Source organism: Rhodococcus sp. 24CO, assembly GCF_050586165.1.
In the GTDB taxonomy this organism is placed as follows: Bacteria; Actinomycetota; Actinomycetes; order Mycobacteriales; family Mycobacteriaceae; genus Rhodococcus_F.
On record NZ_JAZFNF010000021.1, the window covers coordinates 12,472 to 27,527 of the forward strand.

Genomic DNA, 15,056 nt, shown 5'->3' on the forward strand with positions numbered 1-15,056 from the left:
TGGCCGAAGATTCGATGGGCGCTACCAGATCTAGGTCCAGTCGATGTGGACGGATTCGATGGAATCGAAGTGAAATCCGAAGGCGTCACCGTACTGGTCGAAGCCCTTGTTCTCCGGATAGTCCATCGTCGCGTGACGTTCGAGGATGGCCACGACCCGGGCGTGGTCGTCGTTGGCCAAAGCTGCCGCGAGTTCTCGTGTTTCGTCGAGGCTGAAGGGACTCTCGGAGTTAGCGAAATCCAAGGTGCGCACGCGATAGTCATAGCCATCTTCGGAGCCGTTACGGACCGACACTCCCCCGCGCACTCGGATAGTTGCCTTTTTCGGCTGTCCATCGGGTCGCAAGACGCCAGCACGGTCCATGATATCGCGGGCTTTGACGTTCTTGAGTTTCTTCTTCGCATCGGCACGCAGTTCGTTCGTCTCCCCCGACCTGTAACGGGACACTGCAGATCGGGAACGGCCGATTTTCTGTGCGACAGCATCGATTCCCCCGAGACGCTCGATCGCAGCCCGGCGTTGGGCACGCTCGAAAACCTCCGGGTGCGGGATGCGTCCCTGCTGTGCCCACCGCCGCAACGTTCGATCCGACGGCGGCGTCCTGCCTGCATCGATCGCTGCTTGGCGTAATCCGTCGTTACCGATCTCCGAGCGAATCTGCCGGATGGACACTTTGCTGGTCAATCCCGCCAGTCCTCCACTTTTGACGGTTTTGGATTTTTCGATCCCACTCGTCGCGGCGGTGGAGACGGAAACGTTGAGGCCGTCAAGGCCGACTGTCTTTTGCGCGGGTTGTTTCGTTCGTGGCTTCGGAAGGTGCAGTGCCACTAGTAGTTTCCTTCATCTTCGTCGGTAAAGACTGCCTTGATCGCGAGATTGATCTCGTGTGTATCGCGGGCAACTGTGAGAGCGGTGACCAGATCGTCGGTGAGAGCGGCGCGTTTTTCGAGCGTCATCTTGCCCAAAGCATCACTCCCGTCCGCTATATCGATGCCATCGGGCAGTGGGTAGACCCAGGAGTCGGTGACGGTACGTAGCGGCCACCGGCCGGTTTCACGGGCGATGCGCATCGCAACGCGGCGCCCACGCCAGCGGCAGTGCGCGATGATCGCCGCACGCCACAGCGGTTGGTGGTGATGCTGCATCTGTTTCGCAGTCCACATGTCCGGGTTGACCATTCGGCCGATATACCCTTTGTAGCAAGAGCCGAGGAACCGTTTCATGGCGGCATCGTCTGTATCGACAGCTACTTTGCGGGCTTCGCGCAAAATCTTGGCCCACTTGTCCAGGGCCCGTCCTTGTTCCGGATATACCCAGGCTTCGGTGATGTCGAGGTCGTCGAGTTCGGCGCCGATACCGCCGTCGGCCACAGGGGCACAGAATGCATCGAGGCTGACAGTCGTGACCCACGTTTGCACCGGTTGATCGGCAAGCATATGGGGGTGCGGTAATGGCATTTTGTCCGGGAGGGCGAGCATGTTCCCCGCTGGCAGGGTGACGTGCCAGAGCCCAAACGGAGTTTTCGCTTCTTCCGCGGCAGCGCGAGCGACCTCGGCGCGAAGATGGCGCGGTTTCCCGTAACCGAATTCGAGCATTCCCGCGGAAGCAAGGTACGCAGCACGTTGGTCGATCGACACGAGCACAGCAGCGCCGTCGAGTTCTTCCGGATCTGGAACTCGCGTCCACCCCACAGCGGGCTCGAGATCACCACGATGTTCACCATCAAGGGGTGGCACCGGCCCCGCCGCAGTGACGACGATCCCCTTCCCGCTGCGGGTACGTTCCCGTTTGATCTTGTCGACGACAGCTGCTCCGGTGCGAGCGGGCGTGGGGCCGGGAAGCACACCGAGATGCTGTGCGCACCAAGCGAGTCGACGCCCGAGCTCGCGCGCAGCCGACAGGTCATCGTCAGGGAGATACGTTCCAGCGGTGGGTGATCCGAGGATTCCCATGTCCCCTACTCGGTTTCCCCACCCGAAATCCTTGTTCCAGTACGTCCACACATACGGCTCGATGACGATATCGACCATCGACGTGAATTTCCCTGTCGTGCGAGAAAGATGAACGACGTGGCCGGGGTCTCCGCGCAGTTCCCACCCGGCGGTCAGCATCGGGTTCAACGTGGCCTGCAGAACACCGCTCAGCTCTTGCGCCGCGCGCGTGCGGAGAACTTCCATATCGTCGACGTCGTCTTCGCTGCCAGGGTCGATAACCCAGCCGAGCATCTCACAAGCATCGATTCCGACGACCCAGATTTGAGCTGGAGCGCCGAGAGGCGTCAGCGTCGCCCAGCGAATCAGTTTGTCGAGCTTCTCGACCGAGTCCACCGGTCCGGTGAGGACCTGCCCGGAAGGTGTGTACGTCCCCGCTGCCGTCACGATGACCGCGTGTCCGTCAGCGCTCTCACCTGCCGGCGGCAGTGAAATGGGTGGAGGTGCAGCTGGTGTGGTTTCTGAGACGTCAGGTTCCGCGTCATCAACCGTGGCAGCGTTAGTTGTGGATTCGACTGTCGCGTCGGCTAGTTCGGTGATGGGTTCGGCCGACTTGCCCTCGACAACATCGAACAGTGAGGGCTGTAACGCTTCGTGAGCCTGCACGTCCGCGGGAGCCGGCACGGGCACGTCAACGTCGAACAGAGCGAACTGCTCGCTCTTCTTCAGTGCCATGTTCCACCCCGTGCCGTCGTCATGGTTGTCATTCGAGATCGAACGCGCCGCGAATCGCACGGGTAAGCGATTCCTCTTGCGCTGGAAAGAAATACCCGATTCCCGGACCGAGTGCGCTCACAGGGATAGTTGTGATGCTGTCGCAACTGATGACAGAATCCCCGTCGAGGCCGTTCATACGTCCGACCGCCACCTCGGTGGACAGCCCGCGGATGGTGGTGGTGATCGGCGCAACAGTCACCCGCTTCAGATGCGGGCGCACCACTTCCCGTGTCAGGACGAGTACGGGACGAACCTTGTCGAGTTTCGCTTCATGGATCGGCCGCATCAGGACAAATCCCTCGACAAATCATCCACATGCGTTGCGAGAGAATCCATATCGTCCTCGCTCGACAACTTGGCTAGAATCGCCGCATCCCGCGCTGCAATCTGTCTGCGACGTTCCCGCTCGAGCGCCCTCAGAACCAACGCTGCACGTGAAGACGCGCGATGGCCATTCACTTCACCGTCGAGGTACGCCACCATCTCGTCGGGTAGCCGGATGGAAATCTGTGACATCCCGATATGGTACCGCAGTGGGATTCGAATTGAATCCCAGTCCGTTACGTGCGCGACCGGGCGGTAGCCAATCCGCCAGCGTCGGCAGGGAACCAACAAAACCCTGACCGCCGAGCGAAATCGTACCAATGCCCTGCACCGATAATCCGCTGCGAAAGCAGCCTCACCTGCAAATTACAGCGCCTTCGTCTAACGAAACTGTCAGCCTGATTCCGCAGCCGTACATGCAGCCAGGTGCACAGTGACCAGGCTGTGCATGCGAGCGGTGAAATCGCCGGTATCACCGAGAACCCGGATGATGTTCACGGTCCCGATGAACCCCGCGCACAGGTTCCACGACAGTTGTCGCGTCGTGGAATTGTCGGGAAGCTGTCCTGATGCGATGACGGCATCGACGAGACTGCTCGTGATGTCGATCCACTGAGCAAATGCCTCGCGCGCCCCGTCGATCCCTGTTTCGGTGGTGAGCCGAAGTCCCGCGCGGGCAAGCGAACTGACAGCGATGCTCGCTGCAAGGTCCCCGAAAAATGAACTGATCTGGGCGACGGAAGGCGACTGCGAGTCGTGCGCGACTGCGGCCGCGTGAGTAAGCGCCGCCGACCAGTGAGCGACGAGTTCCCGAGCTATTGCTTCCTTCGAATCAAAATGGAAGTACACAGCGCCTTTGGTCGTCCCGGAGGCGGCCAGCAGATCGGCAAGTGACGTTGCGGCGTAACCATTGTAGGCAAATGATCTTGCTGCGGCTTCGAGGATGTTCGCTTTTGTGATCGTTGCGCGCTGCTGACGCGGCCGACGCGTACGCACCGGATTGCCAACCGGTCGCAGGTCGTTGATTGGCTCGGTCATGTCGGGTTCCTGTCGGTTGCGATCGTCATGGTGAAGCCCGGTCTCGGACAACAATGCACTGGTCGGGTTCTGTGGCTTGATGCCGCTTCTGCACAAGCAATGTGACAGCGTCTGTCCCGGCCATCAGTTCAGGGCGAAATAAGTAATTCGACATCTCGTCCCTGCGTGCCGCGTTGCCACATCCACACAATTTTGGCGATTCCGATGCAGGTGCGTGCATGTGAACTCACGGGTCCAGCTGGCGGAAACGACTTGGTGCACATGGCGTACGAGGGTCGCGCTTAAAGCGTTGCACGTCTCTGCACAGTCTCCTGGCTAGTTCGATGTGCGATCCCCGGCACGGGAGAGCGAACAGATAATGCATGCACTGCGTGCACGCCGTGCATGCTTCATCCGGGTGGCGGGTTACAGACCCCTGGCGTTCAAATATTCCTCCAAGGCAGCTTCCGTCATCGACGCTTCGCTAATCTCACGATCGCCCGTCTCGTATCGCAGCTTGTCGACACCACGGCGGAGGCGGTCCTTGGTGGAGGGTTTAATCCGGGTGTTGTGCGTCATCGACAGCTTCTCCCCCTCCTTGCGGCCACTAGCGCCCGCAGGCTGAACCACGGCTGGCGCAACGGGTTCAGACGCAACGGAAGGTTGCGTCGTTGACACAGCTGCCGATTCGCCCCTCGGCGGCCGTTCCGGGATCAGTTCCGCAGGATGAGTCTTACGGATCGCCGGTTCACGCTTGACACTCATGCCGTCGCCCCCATCTCGACAGGCAGCTCAGCGAGGAGATCCGTATACGCAAGCTTGAGCGTCAACGCCTTACCTCCCTTGAACTGATGGATAGGCGTGTGATTGGAATGCGCATCTTGTCGGGCAGCGAGTTCTGGAATGACAGTCTTCGCCACTAGATCACCGTAAGTTTCGCGAAGTTCGTTCTCGCGAAAATCATGCTCCCCCGTCGCGCGTCTGCGGCTGATGACAATCTTGTCGAACGCAAGCTTCGGGTTAGCGCGTTTACGGACGGTGTCGATGGTCTGCTCGAGCTTCTGAACACCACGAACACTGTCAATGGTGGGTTCGGTAATAGCTACAACACCGTCTGCCGCAATCAGGACCGCAAACAAGACCTTGCCCATATTGGGCGGGCAGTCGAAGAGCACAGCGTCATAAGGCGAAAGATCCAGCCCTTCAAATGCCACGTCAAGACGAAACACGAGATCGTTGGATCCGTCCGACTCAATTTTCCCGAGCTCCTCGTCAGCCGGAATCAAGTCAACCCCGTCCCACGGTGTAGCAACGATTGCCTCGGCCGCAATACCTTCCCTGGTTTGGTTCATAAGGTGGTAAGCCGTCAGCATTCCGTCTTCGAGTTCGACACCCAATCCGCTTGTGGTGTTTCCCTGTTGGTCCATGTCAACGATGAGCACTTTACCGCCGACCGCCGTTATAGCGCTGGCCAATCCGAGCGTTGACGCCGTCTTGCCGACGCCACCCTTCTGGTTACCCAGTGCAATTTTGCGTGGCTGCATTGCGGACCTTTCGTCTGAATTCGTTCACGCGTGCATTGCGCGCGTCGGGTTCACCGAATGCAATGCATGTAAGTAAAGCGTTGCATGCATTGCACGTCATGCTTGCGTGATGGACAAGGCTTGCACAGATGGCTATGAATGCACGTTTTGCACGCACAACATAACACGCGTGCGTTGCACGTTGTGTACGCATCGCAACGCGTGCGTGTCGCGCCCACATTGAGAGCAGTGCATTCATAGCACTACACGCGTAGCATGCATGTTCCGCGAGCTATGCACCGTACACGTGCGACGCACTGCATGCTATGCGTGCATGCATTCAGTGCACACTACGCATTACACACACCTCCCGCGTTCATCATTCCAGGTCGACTGCACGCATGGCATGCACTGCACGCAGGCAGCTAACGGACATAGAGTGCGCGTGCATTGCGTGCACTGCACGCAGCGCATATGCCCAGGTAGAGCTATTTCCACATCTACAAGATCCGATCTACGCCCAAGTTCCGACACATCATTCCTCCCACACCGCACTTCCGGACGAGCATTGCAGCGGGCGAAAGCACCTCCATTTGTCGAACGCAGCCCATTCATACAGGCACTGCACGCAGCACACGCAATGCATGCACCAGGTGCGAACCGCGGGACTCGCGGCGCAGCCAAGACGACATCACCGGCCTCTCCGACTTACACAGCAAAGGATCAACCAGCTCGAACTACGGGATGAAGCTATAAATAGGTCGCTCGACCGGTCGATTGCCCGATTCGATCGAACGAGAAGTCCTGGAGAACACTGATATTCGAGTCCTTACGACCGGTTCGAGCAGGCTGATCCTCACGGCTTGCACGGCGGATCGATACAACGCCGACATGCACAACACACGCCCCGAACGCCGGAACCAGACGGAATGGGGGAATCAAGTGCGGCGGGATTCTTATTGCGCGAGCGAATCACCACAGCCGCGATGGCTAAAGATGTCGGATACGTGTTGATCGGCAAATTGGAACAATACATACGTATTGACACCGAATTTGACGCAGTCCCACATCCCACTCGAAACGTCACAGTGACATATCTAGCGCACCCTAGGGAGCACGAAAATCTCATCTCTAACGGCCTCCCCGGAGGATCGCGGATCCGTACAGTCTCAGCGGGAAACTGCTATCAGAAACTGGACGTGTCCGCCGCGGAATGCGTCCCTCCAACAGTGGCGACGAGGGGAGTAGACGCGGGTCTCGCTTCGATCACCGTTCGCGCACGCAAAAAACGACATCTTAAGGCGCGCCACACACCAGGCGTAGTGCTTTACGCATGCAATGCTTCACGTCCGCGCGCTATCCGTAAATGCCACGACCATGTTAACGACGCAAGTACTCCCACTGGATCGAAGATCGGAAGACTACATCCAAGCTGCGTGCAATCGTCTAACCCGAACATCAGAAGACAAGGAACGACCCTCTGACCTCCGTCAATACGCCGGACGCGAAGACCGGAACCCACGGAGTCGATCGCCACTGACGAGTCGGCATCACGAGCGCACGGAATACAAACCTCCCATTCCGCGTTCTGTCGCAATCACAATACTTGTGATGTAGAAAGCGCAGCCATTTGGCCACCGAACTGGAAACACCTCGCGCCGTTTAGCCAAGAACCGGCTCCGAAAGCCGCCCAAACTGGCAGATTTTGGCAGCTCAGCGCAAGTTTCTTCCTGCTCCACGAATTCAGCTTTACGCTGTCCCTGCGCGTGTACACGACGCAGTGGACGAACTTTCACCGTAATCGCAGCTTTGCGCTCAGATTCGCACGAATATCGGTTAACGCCTGCGCCCGATGTTCAGGACTTGCGGCACTTCGAGTACGTCGTTCCTGTGTTCGTTCGAACTGTTCTTGCTCCTTTCGTCTCGTCAGATCTGCAGCTTTACGTTGTTCACTGGGTGATCCTCCGGCCCAATCGATCCCGCTGATCCTGTATTTGAGATATGCCAAGGGAGAGGTGAGGCTGGCCGCTGTGGGCCAGATCCAACCTCGTTCCTTGGTATCGCGGGAAAGCGTTCGAGCGATATCGCGACCTGTCCAACGAGTGTGATCGATTCCTGCACGACTCAACACATCGCAAACCGCGCCGATATGGCCAGGCGGTGCGAGAGCGGGCGCATGCTTGACGAGTTCAGCGGCTGCTCGCTGAAGTTGGAGGGGCCGAGGACAACCGTAGCCGCCGCTGGGTTTCTTGCTTTGCGGTTGTGTTCGCGCACTTGCGCTTTGGTGAGTTCTTCCTAACGGAAGAACTTCACAAGATAAAGGACCACCTCTAGATAGGGTGTCAGCGACAGTCGTCACTGACGGAACCTGGGACGGCGGATACTCGGCGGAGAAACGGCAGCGCCGGGAATTGCGGTTCCGATATCTGGAGGTCCGTTCAGCCGCCCGGGAGGGTCGATCCTTCAGTGATTTGGTTGGCGGTGTTGACTCTACGATTGATCGGGGGGACGACAAGGCCCACGTTGACGCCGCGCGGCGCTGTTGACCTCCGTGGTGCGCTTCTGCTGCAAGAAATTCGATGGTTCTCAGCTTTCGACCCCGGACGTGCTCAACACCCATCCCTAGGTCGATAAGGACGCGACGTGCTCGATTGACAGCAGATTCACTGACTTTGGCGCGCGCCGCGATCGTTGATTTCGATGCCGTCACTCCGCGTCCTGTCCGGGACTCTGCGAAATGAGCGTGTGCCTCGGCAACTACATACGCCTTGTCGGGCCTGATCAGCCTGCGCGCACACAAAGCCTTACCCGCAGAAGAACTGGTGTGATACCGAAATTGACGGAGCCATTCACTGCGCGATGTCCACACAGGGACCCGGGCTTGTTCGGTTGGTTCCACAGGTAACGCCCAGGAGAATCCGCGCTGTTCAGAGGCCTTGTTCAGTTGCTGTGTCGTCTCTTCAATGTGGGCGACACGTGCGACTGCCGCGTTGACTGCGGCCTCCCATTCGTCGACGACGGCCGACGAAACGGCGGGAACGTCGGGAACAGGGGGGGTGCCGCGCGACACGCCCAAAACGAGTGATAGAGAATTTGCTGATCCGTATTCAGGGTATGAGCTACCCTGAGACATACCTGCCATAGGTAGTCCCTTTCCGGGGATGCAGTTCGAGCCGAGAAAGCGTCAACTTTCGAAGCTCACCTCTCGAGAACGTTTCGAGAACAGATGACCGAGAACCTGCCAGTTCTCAGTCCGTCAAGGACCTGCCAGTCCTTATTCGCCGCGATGCGGTCCGCTCCAGATCACCCCCTTCGGGGGCCTGTGTGTTTCGAGAGGTCTGCGCTGTGTAGTTGGATATCGAGATCCCTCCTCTGCCACTAGCTACAGGCAGCCCCCGTTCACGCGAGTCCACGAAACACATGTGCGCGGACCAGCAGAATGTCGGAACAAGGATCGGATCCGCCGGCAGCAGGAAGGTGCCTTCATGGGCACGGCGCTGACCTGGGAAGACACAGAAATTCGCTGATCCACGCAGTGTGATGCGGAAATCATCCAGACCAAATTGTGATGTCGGTGTGCTGAAATAGACACCGCTGAGACGCCTATGTGTATGGCGGAATTATGTTTCTGCGATATCATCGAATAAGCACCGCCTCTTCCTTAACCGGGTTAGTGGTGGTCAGGGAACTGGGAAGCTCCCGCAACCGCATAAACGGACAGCCCCCGATGCCGCCAAGCCCTGGGGGTTGTTCGCTGTCTAGGGGTAGTTCATGCGCCGATCGCAAGCTGCTCGATGCGTTGCAACGAACCCGCAGCTTCGACTTCGAGCAAACGAAGCTGATCCGGACGCAGCTTGTCGCTGATGTAGTCCGGGATGTCCAGTCCGTGTGTGATGGCCAAGATGAGCACGGAATAGTCCCCAGCAGGGATCCCGAGTTCGGCGGCCCGATCCTCGTACACCTTGTGCTGCTTGAGGGGAGCACGAGTCGCGATGTGTCCGCGAGGTCCCTTATTGTGCTGTGCCATGAGGAAAGACTAGAACCAATCTGTAACTGATACGGGTAGGCGCGCCCATTCGGTGTGTCGCATGTTTCGGAAGGCGCACGGGGTTCACCGATTTCTAGGCTCATTCCAAAACACTGCCGAGCGAAATCGACGGCTCCTGACCGCAACTGGGCAAAACCCTCGGCAGGTTTGCCACCTGCGAAACATCTTGTCCCGATCAGGCCCAACGGGTTGGCACGGCCAGGCGAGTGGCTACGGCACGCACGTAAAGCGCACTCAGCTAGAGCAATTCCGGCGACCGGAGGCCGGCACTCCCTGGAATCTCACTCATTTCGCCCGTGTCGTGATGAGGGCTCTCCGACTGCGCGCTGTCGCCAGTTATTGCGAGTCGGGTGACGGCCTTGCGGAGGCGAAGGTCGAGGACATCAAAACATGGCGTTCAGCTCCGCGGACGCAGAGACGTGAGATGGCAGTGAAGATCAGAGGTGCCACTTCCGCACATTACGCATATGCGGGGCCGCTTCGCACGGTCGGCAGAAACATGAGCCTTTGATTAAACTGACTGTGCTGCAGAACTTCTCGCTACTTTTGCGCGTCGCATTCGCTGCACGAACTGCACGCACTGCCCACGTGCATGACCGTTCAACGATCGTTTCGACACCCTTCGTCAGAAACAGATTGCCGTCGAACATCACAACGCCATTTCCTGCCGGCCAAAGCCGAGACGGACAGCTGCTTGGTGGAGACTACGAACCTTGCAGGCGATCTCTGCCGTCAATGCGGCAGGGGCATGGTGCGAGCCGCACGTCCGGCAAGGCGACGAGGATGAAGCCCGGCGGACCAGAGAAACGGCAACCCGGCAGGTATGGTGAGGCACCCGGGAACAACGAAACGGTCGACGTGCAGGACATCAATCGAGGTGAGACCACCCACGTCGGTTCGAATCCAGCAGGCCGCATGGCTGTTTCGGTATCCGTATGCGTTGTCAGCGAATCGAATTCGACTTCACCGATAACGGCATCCGCCAATTGATGTTCGAATCGTACCTGGGCTTCCAGATCGAGATGGAGTTGCACGTGGTGTCCACAGTCCATGATGTCGGCAACGTCCAGACAGTAGATCGTCATGTATCTCCGGCCTGCTCACCAGGGCCAAATGAGAGCTGGCGGGGCAGCCGCAGCACGGCCGATACCACACTCTCTGGGTCGTCGTAGTCGCGGAAAGCAGTTGCAACCAAGCACTTCGCCAAGGGCCTTGATGGTGGCGGTGGGCGTTCTTATGGCACGTTGCGCCTATGACGAAGTACCCGGCGACTCTGTCGCGAACCAAAGCGCCGAGCACGGGAATGTCGACCTCACTGTTGAATGTCAGCCGCCGAGTTCAAGACCGCTTTCATGCCCTGCTGAGTCAGCGAAGCGAGAACACCTGAGACAGGCCACATCCCACCTCTTCCTCTCCAAGACAGCGTCATCGCGTCACACTCCGTTATCTCGTGGAGTACGCTTCGGACTACAAACTCTGTCGAAGATCCTGCTACTCGACTACCGGGGCGATGTTGTACAGCCCGGGCGCCAAGACGCAGCCGACGTGTAAACGACAATCGAGATGCCGCATGTCGTGCGATCGATGGAAAGGGTCCGATGACGGCGGGCAATCAGGAGATCGAGCAACCCATCAGATCGCATCTTGACGTCGAAAATGACTGATATAAAACATCTTTCGGGTTACCGAGGATGTGACTGTCAGCCGCTCGAGCCATCGAGGGTCGAGGTAGAGCTGAGCAACGGTCGGCAGATCGACGATGTCTTCCACCGCGGATCGAATTCTTCCCGGTATGGCATGTCGATACGCAGAGGCTTGTACAGGTGCGCCGGTACGGTCCATCCGCGACGCCTTGCCCGGTAGATCCGTCGGGAGTCGGCGATCTACCGTGACAGTAAGAACTGTGTGCGTCTCGAACATCGCTTTCGGCACTGTCGCTTCTAGCCGACAAGCCGTGCCCGGGGTCACCAATCCGCTTCAGTCGTCCCGGATCCAAACTGCGGCAACATGAATGTCGGATGGCGAGGGCAGGAGTAGTGCCCTGACCGTGCGTGTCTTACGCTCCCTATCTTCGTTCGAACGTTGCGGGTGGCCTGTCCGAGTCGGAAAGCTCGAGGATGACTGTGTGCGATCCCGACACCATAGTGCGGTGGCATTATGTTCGGGAAGTCTCAGTGGAGCGGACGTTTCAGTGGAGCGGACGTTTCAGCTTCGGCTCGCGAGCCCCCTGGGCCAATTTCGCGTAGTGCAGCGATGCGATCGGTGGTTCGTAGCATCGGGTCCCGTCGCACTCCGGACGGGTCAGGACGGCTGGCACGTATGTCGACATCCGTCGTCCATGGCGTGACCGAGGACCCAGCGAACGTCGAGGTTGGGTGTGAAGCGTGCGAAGGGAAATTAGGGACGTCGGTACAAATCCTCGTAGTAAACGCGAGACTCGAAGGATCGACGACCCGTGGACCCGACAGTTGAAGTGTTGCAGCACTGCTGAGGAGCAGATCTACTGGTACGACGTTGCCGCAGGATCTTCCGACTGCCGCATCTGCCGCGGCCCGCGGGCCCGGCGGCGTCGCACATCGACGCCCCAAATCCGTAAAGCTCGGCACGAAACAACATCACCGAAGCGCCGCACATCGGCCACTCGTGCAGCTCATCCCACTGACTCTGTCGGCGTGTCCCGCCGAATGTGCCGTTCAAGGAATACCGCCACCGACCGGGTGCCGTTGGTTTCTGCATACAGGTTGCCCGCTATCGACACGGTGCGACTGGGGGGTGGGGGAGGCGGATCGAGCGCAGCAGGAACGGTGGTTGCTGAAACGGTCGAGCACCAGATTCCTCGACAGCCCATAGACGTCGACGTTCAGCACTACGCCTGTGCACACGATTATCGACTTCGTGCCGAAACTCGGTCTCACCATCGATCAGTGAAAGACTGAGCAATCACAGGATGCTGTAGCGCCGGCGGGTGCGGGTAATCAGTCTTTCGTTACAAATGGGGACTGCTCAGAGAGTTTGGCATTCAGAAGGCGCGAGCACGGTAATCGGAGACATTCTTACCCCATTTTGATGTGTTAAAACACACCACGCGTCGTTCCACCATTGGGGCGGGTATTTGTGATGGGATATGGGGTGAATTGTATTCAGAAAGAGTGAGGAGACCTAAGTTACTGCACAGTAATAAACGCATAACTACATATCATAAATCCAAAATCGGTAAACCCCCACGAGGGGGTTATTTGCCGATCAATTTTGGATCTTAAACAGAAAAAGCCGATCAGTCTTTTTCTGTCTAATTTTCTTTTTGATGAAGCCGAAGTTGGCCCTTCTGCCTCATCTGTTGCTCTCCCCGAAGGGACTCACCGTGGTAGGTACGTCTCAGGGTAGCCCATGCCCTGAATCTGTTTCAAGCTATCTTCAACAAAAAAACAGCTATTCCGCCCAAATTCGAGTGATATCGGCAACAAACGCCCTCGTACCGGGCATATCCAACCCTGATTTTGCCGATTCGATCGCCCGCGCGGAAGAACGCATCAACCAAATCACCACACTTAACACGGACAGCGAACAACGCGGACAATCCTGGTGCCTACCCGTAGATCACACAGAACAAGCGCGAACCCCCATATGGACGGGTAGAGCCAAATGGCAACGCCAAGTTCGAGAGCTTCTGAATACTCCCACCGGCGCAGAAGCCTGCCGCCAACATCAAGTCGACCCACAACGCGTCTTCGCAGTCGCAGTCACCATGGCAGGATTCGCCGAACAGCGAACGGGCCGACGCGTCGCCGCATCACGAACCGCGCTCGCCGAACGAACCGGAACCTCGGTCTCTGTAGTGCAACGCGCCCGACGAGTTCTATCTGCGCTCCACGTCGCTAAAGAAATGGCCCGAGGACGCTTCCTACGTACCATCGAATGCTGGGCCGCCGAAGCACACCACGGCGGCCATCAAACCCGCGCAGCGAGCGTCTGGGCACTCATCTCACCCCAATCGGTACTTCGACGTCTCACTTCACCAAAGGCCCCAATTGAACCCTCATCACAAACAACCCCACAGGCCCCAGAATTCGACCACACTCCAACCGGAACTTATCCACAAACAAACATCCCTGACCCCCTATCTGTTGTACTTGCTTTTAGTTCTTCTTCTTCCGTTAGGAAGAACTACACAAACGCGCGCACGCGCAACGGCCACCAGAAGAAATTCAAAACCCGCAAGCCTAAGCCCCTCAACCTTCAGCGAGCAGCAGCCGAACTAATTCAATACGCGCCCGCGCTGATGCCCCCCGGGCACATCGGAGTGATTAGCGACGCCCTCATCCGCCACTCGATTGACACCAACCGCTGGTCGGGTCGAGATATCGCCCGGACCCTCACCGAAGACACCAAATTGCGAGGCTGGATATGGCCCAACACCTCTGACCTGAAAGATCCGGTCCGATTTCTGCACTGGCGCCTAGCCCGTATCAACTGGTCTGTCCCCTCCCCAAGCGAGCTCGCTGTCGCTGCCAAGAACCAACGCGACGAAGATCGACGGACTGCGGCAAACGAGGCCGCGGCTCGGAATCAACGTGTTGCTTCTCCGTCCATTCGAGCGGCTGCCCTAGCGCTTATCCGAGCGACAGTCGCCGGAAAGTCGCGAGCACAATGATTCCTCCGACAACTGCTGCTTCCGCCAGTATCATCGTCATGAAACCCATTCTTACAGAATGGAATCCAATCAAACTTCCGACTCTCGAATCACGAGGACGCGCAATCATGTTGATAACAGCCAGAATTCAACTATGTGCGTGTTCAGTCTCAAATCGGAGGCGACTATATTCTTGACTGTTGTTGTCTCATAGGAGAATTGGTCTGAGAAGATTCTCTTGGATCGGTTAGTTCTACCGCTACCCTAAGCGTATTTTCGGCCGCAAGTAAGCAACACAACATTCTGCCGCAGACATCCTTGAGTGACCCGACAGAACCTCGCACCAGCGAAATGCCGGATATGGGGGGGCACCTTGTGTAGTCGTCAGACGTGCCCTAGTGGAATGAACTGGAGGTGAAACTTTGGCGGCGCAGACAGGCCAATGAGGGTGTGGACATATTTTCGTGGATGTGCCGGTCGATACTGCCTTCGGAGTTTACCGTGGTAAACCAGGGTGCGGTGAGATTCGGTTCGCCGAGTGGGGGGAGTTTACCGCGGTAAACCACGGGTTCCGACGGCCCATTCAGAAATGGATAGCACAGATATTTACCGTGGTAAACCAGGGTGCGGTGAGATTCGGTTCGCCGAGTGGGGGGAGTTTACCGCGGTAAACCACGGGTTCCGACGGCCCATTCAGAAATGGATAGCACAGATATTTACCGTGGTAAACCAGGGTGCGGTGAGATTCGGTTCGCCGAGTGGGGGGAGTTTACCGCGGTAAACCACGGGTTCCGACGGCCCATTCA

At 58.0% G+C, this 15,056-nt stretch carries 8 protein-coding genes; all 8 read right to left on the reverse strand.

All coding sequences use genetic code 11. The features are described 5' to 3' along the window. Positions 1–30: 30 nt before the first annotated feature. The 8 genes from V2B23_RS29060 to V2B23_RS29095 all read right to left on the reverse strand — a co-directional run bounded on the left by V2B23_RS29060 (position 31) and on the right by V2B23_RS29095 (position 9,599). Positions 31–828 (reverse strand): hypothetical protein, encoded by a 798-nt coding sequence (locus V2B23_RS29060; RefSeq protein WP_430953422.1) that lies wholly within the window; start codon positions 826–828, stop codon positions 31–33. Further along, a complete protein-coding gene (locus V2B23_RS29065) occupies positions 828–2,666 on the reverse strand; it encodes a hypothetical protein (protein ID WP_430953423.1) in 1,839 nt (612 codons plus the stop codon). Before V2B23_RS29065 ends, V2B23_RS29060 begins: the two co-directional genes overlap by 1 nt. A 28-nt stretch (positions 2,667–2,694) precedes the next feature. Beyond that, complete coding sequence (locus V2B23_RS29070; RefSeq protein ID WP_430953424.1) at positions 2,695–2,994, reverse strand: type II toxin-antitoxin system PemK/MazF family toxin; 300 nt, start codon at positions 2,992–2,994, stop codon at positions 2,695–2,697. Then, positions 2,994–3,224, reverse strand: a complete 231-nt coding sequence (locus V2B23_RS29075; RefSeq protein ID WP_430953425.1) for an antitoxin — start codon at positions 3,222–3,224, stop codon at positions 2,994–2,996. Before V2B23_RS29075 ends, V2B23_RS29070 begins: the two co-directional genes overlap by 1 nt. 201 nt (positions 3,225–3,425) lie before the next feature. Continuing rightward, positions 3,426–4,070 carry a TetR family transcriptional regulator gene (locus tag V2B23_RS29080; protein ID WP_430953426.1) on the reverse strand — a complete coding sequence of 215 codons (645 nt, stop codon included), beginning with the start codon at positions 4,068–4,070 and terminating at the stop codon, positions 3,426–3,428. Positions 4,071–4,475: 405 nt separating this feature from the next. Then, positions 4,476–4,814 carry a hypothetical protein gene (locus V2B23_RS29085; RefSeq protein ID WP_430953427.1) on the reverse strand — a complete coding sequence of 113 codons (339 nt, stop codon included), beginning with the start codon at positions 4,812–4,814 and terminating at the stop codon, positions 4,476–4,478. After that, the gene (locus tag V2B23_RS29090) at positions 4,811–5,593 is read right to left on the reverse strand and encodes a ParA family protein (RefSeq protein WP_116104610.1); all 783 of its coding nucleotides are present in this window, start codon (positions 5,591–5,593) and stop codon (positions 4,811–4,813) included. Before V2B23_RS29090 ends, V2B23_RS29085 begins: the two co-directional genes overlap by 4 nt. 3,748 nt (positions 5,594–9,341) lie before the next feature. Next, the gene (locus V2B23_RS29095) at positions 9,342–9,599 is read right to left on the reverse strand and encodes a hypothetical protein (RefSeq protein ID WP_033236862.1); all 258 of its coding nucleotides are present in this window, start codon (positions 9,597–9,599) and stop codon (positions 9,342–9,344) included. Positions 9,600–15,056 lie beyond the last annotated feature (5,457 nt).